The organism is Arthrobacter paludis (assembly GCF_056782315.1).
In genome coordinates this window covers 39,547-56,392 of record NZ_JBXAEW010000017.1, presented here as the reverse complement: position 1 = coordinate 56,392, position 16,846 = coordinate 39,547, and the positions used below count along the sequence as shown (strand labels likewise).

At 72.8% G+C, this 16,846-nt stretch carries 16 protein-coding genes and 1 riboswitch; of the genes, 10 read left to right on the top strand and 6 right to left on the bottom strand.

The features are described from left to right. Nucleotides 1-154 precede the first annotated feature (154 nt). The 7 genes from AC1Q5D_RS14335 (at nt 155) to AC1Q5D_RS14305 (ending at nt 8,677) form a co-directional block, all read left to right on the top strand. On the top strand, nt 155-919 hold the full coding sequence (locus AC1Q5D_RS14335; protein WP_481739142.1) for a FadR/GntR family transcriptional regulator: 765 nt from the start codon (nt 155-157) through the stop codon (nt 917-919). Between the two features lie 186 nt (nt 920-1,105). Next, a riboswitch (SAM riboswitch) is annotated at nt 1,106-1,195 on the top strand. 77 nt (nt 1,196-1,272) lie between these two features. Then, nucleotides 1,273-2,337 (top strand): substrate-binding domain-containing protein, encoded by a 1,065-nt coding sequence (locus AC1Q5D_RS14330; protein WP_481739141.1) that lies wholly within the window; start codon nt 1,273-1,275, stop codon nt 2,335-2,337. Continuing rightward, entirely contained in the window at nt 2,327-3,844 is a 1,518-nt protein-coding gene (locus tag AC1Q5D_RS14325; protein WP_481739140.1) for a sugar ABC transporter ATP-binding protein, read from the top strand. The genes AC1Q5D_RS14330 and AC1Q5D_RS14325 overlap by 11 nt, the downstream gene beginning before the upstream one ends. After that, entirely contained in the window at nt 3,841-4,842 is a 1,002-nt protein-coding gene (locus AC1Q5D_RS14320; protein ID WP_481739139.1) for an ABC transporter permease, read from the top strand. Before AC1Q5D_RS14325 ends, AC1Q5D_RS14320 begins: the two co-directional genes overlap by 4 nt. Then, nucleotides 4,839-5,963, top strand: coding sequence for an ABC transporter permease (locus tag AC1Q5D_RS14315; RefSeq protein WP_481739138.1), 1,125 nt, complete (start codon nt 4,839-4,841; stop codon nt 5,961-5,963). The genes AC1Q5D_RS14320 and AC1Q5D_RS14315 overlap by 4 nt, the downstream gene beginning before the upstream one ends. After that, complete coding sequence (locus AC1Q5D_RS14310) at nt 5,963-7,396, top strand: LLM class flavin-dependent oxidoreductase (protein WP_481739137.1); 1,434 nt, start codon at nt 5,963-5,965, stop codon at nt 7,394-7,396. Before AC1Q5D_RS14315 ends, AC1Q5D_RS14310 begins: the two co-directional genes overlap by 1 nt. Nucleotides 7,397-7,435: 39 nt before the next feature. Beyond that, nucleotides 7,436-8,677 carry an acyl-CoA dehydrogenase family protein gene (locus AC1Q5D_RS14305; protein ID WP_481739136.1) on the top strand — a complete coding sequence of 414 codons (1,242 nt, stop codon included), beginning with the start codon at nt 7,436-7,438 and terminating at the stop codon, nt 8,675-8,677. Nucleotides 8,678-8,703: 26 nt separating this feature from the next. Here AC1Q5D_RS14305 and AC1Q5D_RS14300 read toward each other — a convergent pair whose 3' ends face one another. Then, a complete protein-coding gene (locus tag AC1Q5D_RS14300; RefSeq protein WP_481739135.1) occupies nt 8,704-9,099 on the bottom strand; it encodes a hypothetical protein in 396 nt (131 codons plus the stop codon). Between the two features lie 273 nt (nt 9,100-9,372). Between AC1Q5D_RS14300 and AC1Q5D_RS14295 the strand changes: the two genes are divergently transcribed. After that, nucleotides 9,373-9,813: a MarR family winged helix-turn-helix transcriptional regulator gene (locus AC1Q5D_RS14295; RefSeq protein ID WP_481739134.1), complete on the top strand. Its 441-nt coding sequence runs from the start codon at nt 9,373-9,375 to the stop codon at nt 9,811-9,813. Between the two features lie 39 nt (nt 9,814-9,852). Here the strand turns inward: AC1Q5D_RS14295 and AC1Q5D_RS14290 are convergent, their stop codons facing one another. The 5 genes from AC1Q5D_RS14290 to AC1Q5D_RS14270 form a co-directional block, all read right to left on the bottom strand. Continuing rightward, nucleotides 9,853-10,089: a hypothetical protein gene (locus AC1Q5D_RS14290; RefSeq protein ID WP_481739133.1), complete on the bottom strand. Its 237-nt coding sequence runs from the start codon at nt 10,087-10,089 to the stop codon at nt 9,853-9,855. A 159-nt stretch (nt 10,090-10,248) separates the two neighbouring features. Further along, nucleotides 10,249-10,899, bottom strand: coding sequence for a GntR family transcriptional regulator (locus AC1Q5D_RS14285; protein WP_481739132.1), 651 nt, complete (start codon nt 10,897-10,899; stop codon nt 10,249-10,251). Nucleotides 10,900-10,964: 65 nt separating this feature from the next. Next, nucleotides 10,965-12,458 (bottom strand): FAD-dependent tricarballylate dehydrogenase TcuA, encoded by a 1,494-nt coding sequence (gene tcuA, locus AC1Q5D_RS14280; RefSeq protein WP_481739131.1) that lies wholly within the window; start codon nt 12,456-12,458, stop codon nt 10,965-10,967. A 239-nt stretch (nt 12,459-12,697) separates the two neighbouring features. Beyond that, nucleotides 12,698-13,408, bottom strand: a complete 711-nt coding sequence (locus AC1Q5D_RS14275) for a response regulator (RefSeq protein ID WP_481739130.1) — start codon at nt 13,406-13,408, stop codon at nt 12,698-12,700. After that, entirely contained in the window at nt 13,405-15,036 is a 1,632-nt protein-coding gene (locus AC1Q5D_RS14270) for a sensor histidine kinase (RefSeq protein WP_481739129.1), read from the bottom strand. The genes AC1Q5D_RS14275 and AC1Q5D_RS14270 overlap by 4 nt, the downstream gene beginning before the upstream one ends. A 151-nt stretch (nt 15,037-15,187) precedes the next feature. On the opposite strand from AC1Q5D_RS14270, the gene AC1Q5D_RS14265 reads away from it, so the two are divergent. Beyond that, nucleotides 15,188-16,171: a Bug family tripartite tricarboxylate transporter substrate binding protein gene (locus AC1Q5D_RS14265; protein ID WP_481739128.1), complete on the top strand. Its 984-nt coding sequence runs from the start codon at nt 15,188-15,190 to the stop codon at nt 16,169-16,171. Then, nucleotides 16,168-16,845: a tripartite tricarboxylate transporter TctB family protein gene (locus AC1Q5D_RS14260; protein WP_481739127.1), complete on the top strand. Its 678-nt coding sequence runs from the start codon at nt 16,168-16,170 to the stop codon at nt 16,843-16,845. The genes AC1Q5D_RS14265 and AC1Q5D_RS14260 overlap by 4 nt, the downstream gene beginning before the upstream one ends. The last annotated feature ends 1 nt before the right edge of the window (nt 16,846 follow it).

Sequence of the window (16,846 nt, the reverse complement as noted above, 5' to 3'; positions counted from 1 at the left end):
TTGGAAGATCAATGGACTGTTATTAGTCCTTTGACTGCTGACCACTGTGAGTCACGCCACCAGTGGGTGTCAATGCTTGAGCCGGAGCAGACCCATTAAAAGTTTGTTTCCACACCATTGGGGGTGCCGTTGCCGCCTGTGCGATGCTTGCACCATGTCCGAGACACCGTCCGCCGACAGCCCCGCGGCCGCCGCGTTCCGCGTCCTCGGCCAGGTGCGCCGCGGCAACGTCTTCGAGGAGACGGTCGAGCAGCTGCTGCGCGGGATGCGCCTGGGCGTCTTCGCCCCCGGGACGCGGCTGCCGGCCGAGCGGGACCTCTCCGAGGAGCTGGGGGTCTCCCGGGCCACCCTCCGGGAGGCGCTCGCAGAACTGCAGCGCGCCGGGTACATCACGATCCAGCGGGGCCGGTATGGCGGCGCCGTGGTCTCCGACCGGGCCCCTGGGCCCGGCCGGTCGCTGCGCAGCCAGGACGCGGCCCGCGTCGAGGACGTCCTCGTCTTCCGGGCCGTGGTCGAACCGGCGGCGGCGGCGCACGCCGCGATGGCGCGGCTCTCCGCCGAGCAGCGCACCGGTCTGGTCGCCGCGCTCGACGCCGTGGGCGGGGCGGACCCCACGCACTACCGGCCGCTGGACGCCAGGCTCCACGTGGCCATCGCCGAGCTCTCGGGCTCGCCCATGTTGGCGCAGGCGGTCGCGGAGGCGCGGTCCGCCACCAGCGACCTGCTCGACAGGATCCCGGTCCTCGACCCCAACATCGCCCACTCGCACGAGCAACACGCGGCGATCGTCGCGGCGATCCTCGCCGGCGACGCGGAGGCGGCGCGCGCCCGCATGGCCGAGCACCTCGAGGGCACGGCGGCCCTGTTGCGCGGGTTCCTGGAGGACGAGCGGACGCCGAACACCACGACCCGGGACTGAGCGCGCGCAACAGACCCGCAACAAAGGTCGTGCGGACGCGTCACATGACGCGGAGTGACGCGCCCTGCCCCGTCCCGTCGCCCGGAGATGGCGCCGCGTGACGCGTTGCGTCGCCCTACGGCGTCATGTGGCGGTCATGTGACGGGCGGGTGCCACGCGCACCGTCGTCGTTGGTTGAATCGGGGCACACCATCCAGAGCGGCCGAGAGATCTGGCTCGTCGACGCCGCAGCAAGGCCCCCGCAGGGGCGAGTGCTACCGCCAGAACCGATGGAGTTCCACGCGAACCGGCACGCCGCCTGGCGCCGCCGGAGTGTGCGCGGCTCCCCAGCACCAACCCGGAGGACGCCCACCATGACCACCACCGCAACCCGCCGCCGTCCGGGCGCCACACTGCTCGCGCTCGCCCTGGCCGGATCCGCGGCCCTGACCGGATGCTCCCTCAAGGAGCCCGCGGCTCCGGCCGGCGCCGCCCCCGCTGCCGGGGCAACGCCCAGCGCGGCGGCCGAGGCCACGCAAGCCGCCGCCTCCGTGCCCTCCCTCGAGGGAAAGACCGTCGGCATCGCGGCGAAGGACATCGTCCACGACTTCAGCCGGGTCGTGTACGAGGAGCTCCAGGCGCGCATCGAGGAGCTGGGTGGCACCGTCATCGCCACCCAGGCCGAGGCCCAGGACGGCAAGCACGTGACGGACGTCGAGAACCTCGTCGCCCAGCGCCCCGACGCGATCATCGTCATCCTCGGCGACGCGCAGACACTGACGCCGGCGCTGAAGAAGGTCGAGGACGCGGACATCCCCCTGTTCACGGTCGACTTCCAGTCCAAGCACAGCGTCAACAACGTCACGAGCGACAACTGGAACATCGGGACCACCCTGGCCCGGACGCTGGCCGAGGACATCGGCGGCGAGGGCCGGATCCTGGCCTTCAACGGCTTCCCCGGCGTCACGCCGTGCCGGATCCGGTACGACAGCCTCAAGCTCGTGCTTGAGGACTACCCGCAGATCGAGATCATCGAGCCCGAGCTGCAGGACAAGTACGAGGGCACCATCGAGGACGCCAAGCGCCAGATCCAGGACCAGCTGCGCCGCCTGCCCGACGGCAAGGTGGATGCCATCTGGAGCTGCTGGGACATGCCCCTGATCGGCGCCGCGCAGGCCGTCGACGCGGCCGGCCGCGACGACATCGGCCTCTACGGCGTGGACGCCGAGCCCGGCGCCCTGGACCTGATCGCCGACCCGGAGAGCTCCTTCGAGTTCACCGTCGCCCAGCAGACCCGCGAGATGGCCGCCACCTCCGCGAACAACGTCGCCCTGTACCTGGGCGGGCGGCAGGACGAGGTCCCGACCACGAGCTACCTCGAGCCCGTGTTCGTGGACAAGGACAACGTCGGGCAGGTGCGCAGTGACCTTGGCATCTGAGCCCGCGCTGCTCGCCCTGCGCGGCATCGGCAAGTCCTTCGGCCCCGCCCGCGTCCTCGACGGCGTCGACCTCACCCTGCGCCGCGGGGAGATCCTGGGCCTGGTCGGGGAGAACGGGGCCGGCAAGTCGACCCTGATCAAGGTCCTCACCGGCCTGTACGCCGCCGACGGCGGCGGCATCGAGGTCGACGGCGCCCCCGCCCGGATCGCCCGCCCCGCCGACGCCGAGGCGCTCGGGATCCGGGTCATCCACCAGGACCGGCACCTGGCCGGGCGGCTCACCGTGGCCGAGCAGCTCTACCTCGGCCACCTGCCCGGCACCGCCTGGCTGGACCGCCGCGGGCTCGAGCGCCGGGCCGCCGCCGACATCGAACGGTGCACGGGCCAGCGCGTGGACGCCGGACTGCTCGTGGACGAGCTCACCGTCGCCCAGCAGCAACTGGTCCAGATCACCCGAGCAGTGCTCGCCGAGCCGAGCGTGCTGATCCTCGACGAGCCGACCGCCCCGCTCGCCGCCGGCGAGGTCGACCAGCTCTTCGGGACCCTCCGGAGGCTTCGCGCCACCGGGGTGGGGATCGTCTACGTCTCCCACTACCTCCAAGAGCTGCGGGAGATCACCGACCGGATCAGCGTGCTGCGCAACGGCCGCAACGCAGGGGACGTCCGGCTCGGAGCCGAGGGCACCCTCGACGATGTCGTCGCGCTCATGGTCGGCCGTGCCGTCACCGAGTTCGACCACGCGCGCCAGCCTCGCGCGCCGAGGTCGGATGCCACCGCGTTGGAGACGGAGGGCCTGCGGGTTCCCGGGGCCCTGGACGGGCTCGACCTGCGGGTCCGCCCCGGCGAGATCGTCGCCGTCACCGGCCTGGTGGGCTCCGGCGTCGACTCGGTGGCCGACGCCGTGACCGGCGCGGTCCGCCGCGCCGGACGGGTGGCCGTCCACGGCCGCTCCATCCGGGACGGCGCCGACTTCGTCGCCGCGGGCGGGGCCTACGTCCCCGCGGACCGGCGCCGCGACGGGCTGCTCACCCGCCACACCGTGGCAGAGAACCTCACCGCGGCGAGCCTGCGCAGCATCAGCCGCGCCGGCGGGTTCCTCGCCCAGGCCAAGGAACGGGCGCTGGCGGCTGGTCTCGTCAAGCGGCTCGACGTCCGCCCGGCGGACGGCGCCGCCGTCGCCGGCCGCCTCTCCGGAGGCAACCAGCAAAAGGTGGTCCTGGGGCGGTGGCTCGCCACCGGCGCGTCCGTCTTCGTCCTGGACCAACCGACCTCCGGCGTCGACGTCGGAAGCCGGGCCCAGATCTACTCCCACCTCGGCGAACTGGTCGACGGCGGCGCCGCCGTCCTGGTGGTGACCGTCGACCTGGAGGAACTCGTGGGCCTCGCCGACCGGATCCTGGTCCTCCACCGGGGATCCGTCGTCGCCGAGATCTCCGGGCCGGGCGCCACCACGGACCGCATCCTCGCCCTCGCCTCCGGCGCCGAGACCACCAAGGAGCCCGCATGAGCGCCACCACCGCCATCCCCGCGCCCGGGGCCACCTCCCCGCGGACCGCGGCCGGCCGCGGCCTGCTCGCCTGGGCCGGGTACGCCGTCGTCGTTCTCGTCCTGGCCGCGTTCGCCCTCGCGTCCCCCCACTTCGCCACCCCGGGAAACGTCGGGGCCGTCCTGACCCAGGCCACCGTGTTCGCGGTCGCCGGCATCGGCCTCGCCGTCGTGATCGCGACGGGGGGCGACGACGTCCTCACGGGCGGGATCGACCTGTCCATCGGTGCGGTCGCCGGACTCGCCGGCACGGTCGCCGCCGTCGCCGCGACGGCCGGGGCCCCAGCCGGCACCGCCGTCCTGGCCGCCCTGGGGACGGCCGCGGCCATCGGCGTCGCCAACGGCGCCGCGGTGGTCCTGGGGCTGCGGCCGCTCCTGGCCACGCTGGCCACCATGGGCATCGCCTCCTCGCTCGAGCTCGTCGTCAGCGGCAACGTCAAGACGGCCCTCGAGGGCGGCCTGTTCCGCTGGCTGCGCGACGGCAGCGTCGCGGGAGTCCCCGCCGCCGCCGTGGCGATGGCGTTCATCGGCGCGGCCGCCTGGTGGGCGTTCGGACGCACGGCCTACGGCATCAACTGCTACGCCGTCGGAAGCAACCCCACCGCGGCCACCGTGGCGGGGCTGAACCCGAACCGGTACCGGTTCGCCAGCTACGTCCTCAGCTCGCTGCTCGGCGGGACCGCGGGCATCCTGCTCGCGTCGCGCCTCTCGGCCGCCGTGCCGGGCATCGGGGCCCAAGTGCTGCTGGACATCATCCTCGTCGCGTACATGTCCGCGGTCTTCTCCCGCCGGCTCGTGGTCAACGTGCCCGGCACCCTCGTGGCCGCGGTCTTCGTGGCCGGACTGACCAACGGCCTGACGCTGCTCGGGGTCTCCAGCCAGTGGACGGGCGCCGCCAAGGGCACGCTGATCCTCCTGGTCCTCGCCGTCGTCGCCCTGCGCGGAAGGAGCGCCCGATGAGCCTCACCCAGGAACGAACCGTCCCGGCCGCGGGGAACGGCTCCCCGGCTCCCGAGCGCGCGGGCGGTCCAGCCGCGCGGCCGACGGGGGCCGCCCGCAGCCTCGCCGGACTGGCTCCCCGCCTGGTCGCCCCCGTCGCGCTGGCCGCGATCCTCATGGTGTTCGGCACGCTCTCGCCGGCCTTCCTGACGCCCGGGAACCTGCTGGGCGTGTTGGCCCAGCTGTCCCTGCTGGGGCTCGTCGCGACCGGGCTGACGATCGCGGTGCGCGCCGGGGGCATCGACCTGTCGATCGGCGTCGCGCTGGACCTGGCCGCGCTCGCCGCCGCGACCCTCATCCACGACGGGTACCGCGCGTGGGTCGCCATCGCGGCCGGCCTGGTGTTCGGTCTCGTCGTCGGCGCCGTGAACGCGGCGCTCGTCTACGGCCTGCGCATCCCCCCGTTCCTCGCGACACTCAGCGTGTGGTTCGTGGGCACCAGCGTCCAGCAGCTCCTCACCGGCGGGGGCGCCCCGGTCTACCTCTCCGGGGGCCGCGTGCCCGGGGAGTTCGCGGTGCTGGGCCGCGGCTGGTTCCTCGGAACCATCGACGGGACGATCGTGATCCTGGCCCTCGTCGCGCTGGGCACCGGCCTGCTGCTCGGGGCGACCCGGTGGGGGAGGGCCGTGACCATCGCCGGCGAGCAGCCGACGGCGGCCGCCATCGTCGGGCTGCGGGTCCGCAGGCTCGGCACGTCCGCGTACGTCCTCTGCGCGCTCGTCGCCGCGTTCGCGGGCGTCGTCCTCGCCTCCCGCACGAACAGCTTCGTGCCCGGCAGCGGACAGGCGTATCTCATGGACGCGATCGGTGCGGTGTTCATCGGCGCCACGCTCAGCCGATGCGGGCGCGCGACCGTTCCCGGGACGCTCATCGGGGTGCTCGTCTTCGCGCTGCTGAGCAACGGGATGAACCTCGTGGGGCTGTCCTTCTTCTGGCAGGGCCTCGGCCGGGGCCTCGTCCTGCTCGCGATCCTCGTCCTGGGGGTCGCCCTCGCCCGGGGGACCGGGCGGCCCGGCCCACTCCAGGCACTCCTCCGGCGGCCGCCATACGGGGCCGCCCAGACCACGGAAGGGGGCCGCTGATGTCCCGGATCGGACTCAACGCCTTCGACATGACCACCCCGACCCACCAGAGCCCCGGCCTCTGGCGGCACCCCGAGAACCGGGCCCACACCTACAACACGCTCGAGTACTGGACCGGGCTGGCCCGGACGCTGGAGGCGGGCACGTTCGACGCCCTGTTCCTGGCCGACGTCCTGGGCGTCTACGACGTGTACCGCAACTCCTCGGCCCCGGCCCTGCTGGACGCCGACCAGGTGCCGCTGAACGACCCGTTCATGCAGGTCTCCGCCATGGCGGCGGCCACGCGGCGGCTCGGATTCGCCGTGACCAGCGCACTGACCTACGAGCAGCCGTACGCGCTGGCCCGCAAGTTCTCCACGCTGGACCACCTCACGGACGGCCGCGTGGGCTGGAACGTCGTGACCAGCTACCTCGAATCGGCCGCCCGGAACCTCGGGCTGTCGCGTCAGCTGGACCACGACGAGCGCTACGACGTCGCCGACGAGTTCATGGACGTCGTCTACAAGCTCTGGGAGGGTTCGTGGGAGGACGACGCCGTCGTCCTCGACCGCGAGCGCGGCGTCTACACGGACCCCGCGAAGGTCCACCCCATCAACCACCGGGGCAGGCACTTCGACGTGCCCGGGATCCACCTGTCCGAGCCGTCCCCGCAGCGCACCCCGGCGATCTTCCAAGCCGGGGCCTCGCCCCGCGGGCGCCGGTTCGGGGCCCGCCACGCCGAGGGGATCTTCCTCAACTCGATCAACACCGCCGTCACCCGCCGGCAGACCGACGCCATCCGGGACGAGCTCGAAGCCGCGGGGCGTCCCCGGCACGCTGCCAAGACGTACGCGCTCGTCACCACCGTGGTCGCCGACTCCGACGCGGCCGCGGAGCGGCTGCACCGCGAGTACCTGTCCTACTCCTCGCGGGAGGGGGCGCTGACCTTCTACGGCGGGTGGTCCGGGCTCGACCTCTCCCGCTACGCGCCCGACGAGGAGCTGCGGTACATCGACACCAACGCGGCCCGCTCCGCCCTGTCCATCTTCACGACCGCGGACCCGGGCCGGTCCTGGACCCCGGGCGCCATCGCCGACTACCTGGGCATCGGCGGCATCGGCCCCGTGTTCGTCGGTTCTCCGGAGACGGTGGCCGACGAGGTGGAGCGCTGGGTCGACGAATCCGGGCTGGACGGCATCAACCTCGCCTACGCCATCACCCCCGGCTCCTTCGAGCAGTTCACCGAGCTCGTCGTCCCCGAACTGCGCAAGCGCGGCCGCGTCTGGGAGGACTACGCCGGCTCCACGCTGCGCGAGTACCTGTCCCGCGAGGGCCATCCGCGCGTCGCCGTCGACCACCCGGCCGCGGCCTACCGCGGCGCCTACGCCGGCCTGCCCTCCGCCGCCGACGCGGCGGCCAGCGGCACCCCGGACGCGGTCCTCGGCGCGCGCTGACGCCGATACCGGCCCACTCTCCACCCCGAAAGGACCCCGATGACCGAGACGACCACCTTGCCCTCCGACACCGCCCCGGCCCGGACCCCCTGGTCCGGCCAGGCCGACGCGGCCGAACTCGAGGCCTGGGGCGCCGTCGCGCGCTCCGTGGCCCAGGAACTGGGACACGACGCCCTGGAACGGGACCGCGCCAACGCGGACCCCTTCGCCGAAGTGGCCCTGCTGCGGTCCTCCGGGCTGCTGGACCTGCTGGTCCCCGCCGAGTTTGGGGGCGGCGGGGGCCACTGGGAATCAGCCTTCCAAACCGTGCGGATCCTCGCCACGACGGACGGCTCGATCGCCCAGCTGCTGGCCTACCACTACATCAACCAGTCCTGCATCGCGTTCTACGGTGCGCCCGCGGAGCAGGCCGGATGGTGGCGGCGCAGCGTGGCGGGCGGGTGGCTGTGGGCCGACTCCGTCAACCCCGTGGACCCGTCCCTGGCCCTGGTGCCCGAGGGCGACGGGTTCCGGCTCTCCGGGCTCAAGCGCTTCTCCACGGGGTCCTCCGTGGGCGACGTCATCGTCGTCAACGCGGAGGTGCAGGGCGGGCCGCGGCACGGGGCGACGCTCGCGTTCGTCCTGGACCGCACCCGCGACGGCGTCGAGCTCCAGGGCGACTGGGACCACTTGGGCCAGCGGCTCTCGGCCTCCGGGTCCGTGCGGTACGACAACGTCCGCGTCGACGCCGCCGACGTCCTGGGCGAGGTCACGGAGGAGCCGATCGCCACGCTGGTGACCCCGGGCATCCAACTCGCGTTCGGCAACTTCTACCTCGGCGTGGCCGAGGGGGCGCTCGCACGGGGCCGCGAGATCCTCCTGGGCCGGAGGAACTCGTGGTTCCTGTCCCAGGCGGAAACCTACGCGCAGGACCCGGTCTTCCAGCGGACCGTCGGCGAGCTCAAGGCCCGGACCGCCGCCGTCGCCGCGCTGGCGGAGAAGCTCAACCGGCGCTTCGACGCGGAGGTGGCGCGATCGGGCGGGCTGACGGCCGGACAGCGCGGCGACGCCGCCGTCGCCATCGCGGAGCTCAAGGTGGTCGCGACGGAGGTGGCCCTCGAGGTGGCGCACCGCATCTACGAGGTCACCGGTTCGAGCTCGACGAAGAACGACGTGGGGCTGGACCTCTTCTGGCGCAACGTGCGCACCCATTCGCTGCACGATCCGGTGGACTACAAGAAGATCGAGGTCGGCGCGCACTACCTGCGCGGGGAACTGCAGCCGCTGTCGCTCTACACCTGAGCCACGGCGGCGGTGCGGTGGGGCGCTCAGTCGAATGTGAGCGTGGACACGCCCGCTTCCCGGGTCGCGTTCGCGACGCGGAACAGGTCCGCGGACGCCGGGGCGGCATTGCCGTCGAGGGGATCCGGGTCCGTCGCGGGGTTGTCCAGGAGCGCGTCGTCGGGCTCGTCGTCCCCGGCGAGCTCCTCGCCGGGCGGCTGGCTCGGGGCGGCGGGCTCGTGGAACCCGTCGAGCAGCTTCTGCTGGACCTCCTCGGGGTGCTTCTCGGCCTGGACCGTCAGGCCCCACAGCTCCCACCCCACGTAGAGCAGCAGCATGACCCCGACCGCCAGGAAGATCTCCCCGGCCGCGCCGACGATCCGGCTTGCGACGGGGACCTCGACGGCCCGGGGGCGTGTGGCAGCCCCGTGAAGGTCGAGCATGTTCCGTTCCTCGATTCGTCGTTGGCTGCAGCCGCGGACGAACGCCCCCCGCCGTTCTCCGTCTGCATGTGCTGTTGTTTGCTCATGCCGTTGGAGCTCACACGCTAGACCCGCCCGACGCTAACTCCAAGGGCTGCTGAGACGGAGGCGGATCGGCCGCCGCCGTCGTCGTCATCCCGGCCCCACCCGGAGGCGCGGTCCGCGCAGGGCCTGCGCGCGCGGGCCCTACGATGGAGGGGAGGGGAACGCCGCGTCGAAGGGAAGGCGGACGACATGAAGGTGCAGGATCCGCTCGCGCTGGAGAGCCAGGTCTGCTTCGCCCTCTCGCTGGCGTCGCGCGCCGTGATCGCCGCCTACAAGCCCGTGCTCGAGCCGCTGCGGCTCACGCACCCGCAGTACCTGGTCATGCTGGCCCTGTGGGAGCGCGCGCCGCTGTCCCTCAAGGAGCTGGCCGGGCTGCTGCACCTCGACGCGGGGACCGTCTCGCCGCTGGCCAAGCGGCTCGAGGCCATCGGCTACATCGAGCGCCGCCGCGACCCGGGTGACGAGCGTTCCCTGTCCATTGTGCTCACGCCCGAGGGTGCGGCGCTGCGCGCGGAGGCCGAAAAGATCCCGGCGGCGATGATGGAGAAGCTCGGGATGGAGCGCGACGAGCTCGTGGCGCTGCACCGGAGCATGAGCAAGCTCATCGACGCCGCGCTGCCCCTCGACTAGGCGGGCCCGGCGGTCGTCCCGCCCCTGTCCTGAACGGCCCTAAAGCTCCCGCGACGCGTCGACGACCTCGCGCGGCGCCTCCGTCCCGGCCGCCTGGTGGGCCCGCAGGACCCGGACCGCGCGCTGCCGCTTGAGCCGCTCCTTGGGGCTCAGGTGCGGCAGCTGGTCGGCCGGGCCGAAGATCGTGAACCCGAGGTACTGCAGGCGCCAGCGGAAGCGGTATCCGCGCGTGAGCCCGGTCGTGTCCTGGACGATGGGCAGGGGCTTGTCGCTCATGGCGCTCCTGTCGGGAGGATCGTGCCGGGTGGCTCCGAACGGCCCCCGCGGGACCAGCCTACGCAATTAGTTGGTGCACCAAGTAATCGGTGGTGGGCGACGGCGGAAGAGGGAGCGCACGTTGGGGCCGGCCCGCCTGGAGGGCCCGGCGCGCCACTGTTAGGGACGCGTTGCGGCGTGCCCGAACATGCTCAGGCGCAGGGCGCGGGCCGTGGTCATGTGGGTGCGCATGACCTCGCGCGCGCCGTCCGCGTCCCGGTCGCGGAGCGTCTCCACGATCCGGGCATGCTCGTCGAGGGACTCCTCCCACCGGCCGCCGAGCGTCAGCGTCGAGGTGGGGGCGTGGATCTGGTGCGTGGCCAGCCGGTCCAGCAGGTCCTTCAGGACCGGGTTGTGCGCCGCGGTCCACAGGGCGTCGTGGAACTCCACGTTGGTGTCCAGCCGGGTGGTGTTGTCCGGGTCCTCGAGCGAGCGGTCGCGGGCCAAGAGGCCCTCGAGGCGGACCAGGTCCATCTCGGTGCGCGCATGTGCGGCCTCGGCCGCGGCCTGGCCCTCGAGCAGGATCCGCAGGTCGTACACCTGCATCAGCTGCTCGGGGTCCACGGCGCGGACCTGCAGCCCGCGGGCGCCGCGCTCGAGCAGCCCCTCGTGCTGCAGGCGGCCGAGCGCCTCCCGCACGGGCGTGCGGGAGACGCCGAACCGGTCGGCCAGGCCGACCTCGCGGAACGGGGTGCCGGGCGCATGGTCGCCGCGCAGGATCTCGGCCTTGAGCTCGGCGTGGATCGCCGTCGCATCGACCTTCGCTGCCACTGTGCCGCCTTCCGTTCCGTGGGTGGCCCGGTTCCCGCGGCGTACCGCGGGCACCGGCTGGGGGACTAGGCCAGCGTACCGGCGCGGCGGCCGAAGACGACGCCGGCGGCCAGGCCGGAACCGCCCGGGTAGTTGGCCGAGAACAGCCCGCCGAGCATCTCGCCGCAGACATAGAGGCCCTCGATGTGCTCGCCGGAACCGTCGAGGACGCGGCCGTGGGTGTCGGACTTCAGGCCGCCGAAGGTGAACGTGATGCCGCAGGTGACGCCGTAGGCGTAGTAGGGGCCGGTGGTCAGCGGGTTGGCCCAGTTGCTCTTGACCGGGGTCGTGTCGGCGCGGCGGCCGTCCTTGACGTTCGGGTCGAACGGCACGCTGGCATCGATCGAGGTGTTGTAGTCGTTGACGGTCTTGGCCAGGCGCTCCGGGCTCACGCCGATCTTTTCGGCGAGCTCCTCGATCGTGTTGGCCGTCTCGATGGAGACGCCCGGCATGTCGTACTCCTCCGTGCGCAGCATCGGGCGCAGCGTGGCGTCGAAGACCTGGTACGCGATGGAGTCGGGCTGCTCAAGGATGAACCGGCCGAACTTGGCGTAGGTGAGGTTGCGGAAGTCCTCGCCCTCGTCCAGGAAGCGCTCGCCCCGGTTGTTGACGATGATGCCCAGCGGGTAGCTCTGGCGGGTGAGCCGGTTCGTCAGCTCGCGGTTGGACTCGTTGTTCGGAGTGAAGGCGTCCCACTGCACCGAGTGGCAGGTGGACCAGTCGCCGCCCTTGACGGCCCCGATCTCCAGGGCCGCGGAGATCATATCGCCCTGGTTCCAGGCGGTGCCGCGGATCTTCGCGTTCTCCCAGCCCTTGCCGAGGTGCTCGCAGCGCCACTCCGGGTTGGACTCGAAGCCGCCGGCACCGAGGACCACGGACTCGGCCCGCAGCTCCTGGACGCCGCCGTCGGCCTGCCGGACCTTCACCCCGCGGACGGCGCCGTCCTCGACGAGGAGTCCGCACACGTCCTGCCCGTAGCGGACCTCGGTGCCGAGCTTCTCGGCGACGGCCACGTGGTCGCGCATGAGGCCCTCGCCGCCGCCGACGTTCCCGACATGCAGGCCGCCCCAAAAGAGGTAGCCGCCCTCAGGTGTCTCGTACGCCTGGCGCTCGTACATCAGCCGGTACTTCAGGCCCAGGGAGTGCAGCCAACGCAGGCCCGGGGCCGCCTCATGGACGAGGACGTCCGTGAGCTCCTTGTCGTTCCGGCCTTCAGTGACCTTCTCCAGGTCGGCGGCGTAGTCCTCTGGCGAGTACGGCGGGACCTCGGAGACCGCGTGGCGCTCGTCGGGCTCGATGAAGTCCTGCAGGTCCGCCAGGCCGCCGTGGGCGATGCGGGTCGCGCCGGCCGTGTAGTAGCTGTTGCCGCCGAACTCCTCGCGCGGTGCCTTCTCGAGCAGGAGGACCTTCCGGCCGCGCACCGCGGCGGCGTGTGCCGCGGTGAACGCCGCGTTGCCGCCGCCGACGACGATGACGTCCGCGGCCCGCGCCGGGGTGTTGGTGTCCGGGGTGGTGGTCATGGTGGTTGCCTTTCGCCGGGGCACGAACCGCTTCGCCGTGCTTCTGCGTACGACTGTATACAAACGTGGACAGAAGTGTCCAGTGCCGTTTGCCGGAACTGGAGGACGCGGGCGGCCTCCAGGGGTTTGGACGGGGGGCTGCAGGAGCGCGCGGGCAGCGCATGAAGCCGCAACCCCCTGCACTGCCCGTCGCCTCATGCGGAGCGGCCAAGGCGCGGGGAGGGGCCGGAGCCGTGGGGTTACGGACCGACCCAGACGAAGCGGTGCTCGGGCCGCCCGGCCGACCCGTAGCGGGGCCGGAGTTCCGCGCGTCCGTGCTCGGCCAGGAAGCCCAGGTACCGGCGTGCGCTGACGCGGGAGATGCCGCAGGCCTCCGCCACGTCGCGGGCCGAGAGCCCGGCGGCCTCGTCGGAGCGGCGGAGCGCTGCCGCCACCATGTCCAGGGTCGGCTCGGAGAAACCCTTCGGCAGCCGCGGCAGGGGAGCGGCCGCCGAGCGGGCCCCGGCCGCCCCGCCCACGAGCCGGTCGATCGCGGCCTGGTCCAGCTCCTGCCCGGACGGGTCGGCGTCGTCTGCCGCCTCGGTGTGGAGGACGGCGAACTCCCTGAGCCGCGCATCGAAGTCCTCCCGGGTGAACGGCTTGACCAGGTACCCGTCCACTCCGTGGCCGACGGCCCTGCGGACGGTGGCGCGCTCGTTGGCGGCCGTCACCATGATGACGGCGACGCCGGAGCCCCGGGCCCGCAGGTCCGCCAGGGCCTCGACCCCGCTGCGGTCGGGCAGGTGGACATCGAGCAGCACGAGGTCCACCGGGTTCTGGTCCACGAAGTCCGCCACCGGAGCCCCGCGCTCCAGCACGCCGACGACCTCGAACCCGTCCAGGGCCTCCACGAACCGCCGGTGCATGCGGGCGACGGCGAAGTCGTCGTCCACGATGAGCGTTCTGATCACGCCGCCACCTCGCGTCCGGCGTCGGGCGCGGTGCCGCTCCCCTCCGGCCCGCCCGGCCACGCGGCCCGGAACCGGGCGCCGCCCCACTCGGAGCGGCCGACGCCGACGCGTCCGCCCCGCCGGCGGACGATCCGTTCCACCAGGGCGAGCCCGACGCCGCGCCCACCCTCGGCGCCGGAACCTGCCCGGGCGGGGTGCTTGGAGCTGACGCCCCACCGGAACAGGGCCTGGGCCGTCTCCGGATCGACGCCGGGCCCGGAGTCGTCGACGGCGACGTCCAGCCCGGAGCCGTCCGCGCGCACGAGCAGGAGCACCTTCCCGCCGTCGCCGGCCGCCTCGATGGCGTTGGTGAGCAGGTTGCCCACCACGGTCAGGGCGTCCTCGTCGGCCTTCCAGTCGGGGGCGACGGCGCAGTCCGCGGCGAGCGAGAGGTCGACGCCGGCCTCCCGGGCGACGGCGGCCTTCGCGCCGACCAGCGCCGACAGCGACGGGTCGCCCAGGTCGGCCCGGCGGATCCCGCCGACGCTCCCGGAGATCTGCCGGACGAACTGCGCGGCCTCGTCGGACTCGCCGAGGGAGAGCAGCCCCGCGATGACGTGGAGCCGGTTGGAGAACTCGTGGGTCTGGGAGCGCAGGGCCTCGGCCAGCCCCCGCTGGCCCTCGAGCTCGCGGACGGTGGCCTCCAGCTCGGTGCGGTCCTGCAGGGTGAGCGTCCGCCCCACCTCGTGGCCGTCGGTCGTCGCCGTCTGCCGGCGGGCCAGCAGGATCCGCTCGCCCGCCAGCACGAACTGCGCCTCGTCAGCCTCCGCGGCGTCGCTGAACAGGAGGGCGGCGACGTCGTCCTCCAGGACCTCCCGCGCGGGGCGTCCCTCCGCCGGCCCCTCGATCCCGAGCAGGCGCCGCGCCTCGTCGTTCAGTAGCGTGACGGCGCCGCCGTCGTCCACCGCGACGACGCCGTCGCGCACGCTGTGCAACAGCGCGTCGCGCGACTGGAGCAGCCCGGCCATCGACTCGGGCTCGACCCCGTAGATCCGCTTGCGCACGTGGCGGGAGGCGAGGGCCGCGGCGATGGTGCCCAGCGCCGTAGCGGCCAGGATCCAGGGCGCGAACCCGAGCACGACCTCCAGCAGTTCGCCGCGGACCCGGCTCTGGCGGATGCCCACGGAGACCGTGCCGACCACCTCGCCGTCGTCCCAGACGGGCTCCTTGCTGCGCAGGGTCACGCCCAGCGGCCCGTCCTCGACCCCCTGGAAGGACTCCCCGCTGCGCACCGGCCCGTGGTCCGAGGACACCGGTTGGCCGACCCGCTCCGGCTCCGGGTGGGCGACGCGGATGCCGTCCAGATCCGCGACGACGACGAAGTCCACGCCCGCCGCCCGCTCGGCCAGCCGCGCGATGGGCGCGATGTGCTCCGGACCCCGGGGCGAGTTGATCCAGGTGACGACCTCGCGCTGGCTCGCGATCTCGAGCGCCACCGTCTCCGTCCGCTCGAACGCCAGGTCGCGGGTCCGCTGGTCCTCGAACCGGAGCACCACCGCGGCCACGGACGCGACGACGAGGAGCACGATCGCGACCTGCAGCGTCAGCAGGGGGATGCGGAAGCCGCGCTGCGACCGCGGACGTGGCATGGGGGCTCCTGGGCGTTGACTTTATTTTCTCTACCGGCACTTATGACCATAAGCGGGAATTCGCTGTGCGGCGGGTCACAGGTCTGCCACCTTGGTGTCGCAGCCCACTCCCGAAAGCGGGGTGGACCACCAACCAAAGGTTACGGAAACCATGAGCAAGAGCACAGTCAGGAAGACCCTGTTCGGGGTCGCCGTGGCCGCTGTCGCCGGGCTGGCCCTCGTCAACGCGGCGGCCGACGGCGGCGAGGCCACAGCCCGCTCCAAGCTGGTCCTGATGGCCCCGGCGTCGCCCGGCGGAGGCTGGGACGGCTTCGCCCGCGAATCCCAGCAGGCCATCAAGTCCGGCGGCATCTCCAACAACGTCCAGGTCGTCAACGTCCCCGGCGCCGGCGGCACGATCGGCCTCGGCCAGTTCGCCCAGATGCGCGGTCGCGACGACATGCTGATGGTCACCGGCGGCGTCATGGTCGGCGCGGTCGAGCTGGCCGACTCGGAGACCACCCTGGACGACGTCGAGCCGATCGCCCGCATGGCCGACGACTTCGCGGCCCTCGTGGTGCCCGCGGACTCGCCCCACAAGACGCTCGACCAGTTCATCGCGGCGTGGAAGAAGGACCCGGGCGGCACGTCGATCGCCGGCGGCTCGCTGGGTTCGATCGACCACCTGCTCACCGGGCTCGTTGCCCAGAAGGTCGGCATCGACCCGAAGCAGGCCAACTACATCGCCTACTCCGGCGGTGGCGAGGCGCTGACCTCGATGCTCTCCGGGACGACAACCGGCGGGATGTCCGGCTACAACGAAGTGGCCGACCAGATCGAGGCCGGCACCCTCCGCGCCCTGGCCGTCTCCTCCGAGGAGCGCCTGCCCGGCGTCGACGTCCCCACGTTCAAGGAGCAGGGCGTGGACGCGGTCATGGCGAACTGGCGCGGCGTCGCGGCCGCCCCGGGCATCACCGACGAGCAGCGCCAGGAGTTCGTCGACATCGTCACCGAGTACCGCCAGACGGAGCACTGGCAGGACGCACTCGAACGCAACAGCTGGACCGACAGCTACATGGTGGGGGAGGAGCTTGACGCCTTCCTCGACGGCGAGGTCAAGCGCACCCGCGAGATCGTGGAAGGACTCGGACTATGAACCCGCAAGCCCCCACCGCCGAGCGCACGGCGCCAGCCCCCGCGCCCGTCGCCACCCCGCCCGCCGGCGAGCCGGCACGCCGCCGTGCCGGCTTCTGGGCCGGCCGCAGCGAACTCGTGGTCCCCGTCCTGATCCTGGCGCTCGCCGGGTTCCTCACCCAGCAGACGGCGACCATGGAGGTCCGCGGCGACAGCGTGCCCGGCCCGCAGTTCTTCCCGGCCCTGGTCTGCGTCCTCCTCTACGGGGTCGCGGTCGTGCACATCATCCAGGTCCTGCGCCAGCCCCGGCTGCCGGACCCGACCGACGAGGCGCTCGACGCCGACGTTTCCTCCGACATGCTCGGCGACCTCGCCGGCGCCTCGGAGCGGGGCCGCCGCCGCATCAGCGGCCGGACCCCCGGCGCAACGCTGCCGGCCGGCCGCAAAACCTATACGGACTGGAAGACCGTGGGGGTGACCGTCGCCGGGATCGCCGGTTTCATCCTCGTCCTGCCGGTGGTGGGGTGGGTGCTGTCCGCGGCAGGGCTGTTCTGGGTCGTCTGCCGCGCCCTGGGGAGCCGCCGCGCCCTGTTCGACGTCGGCGTCGCCCTGATCTTCTCCTCCGTCATCCAGCTCGCGTTCAACGCCGGCCTGGGCCTGGACCTGCCCTCGGGCTTCCTGGAAGGACTGCTCTGAC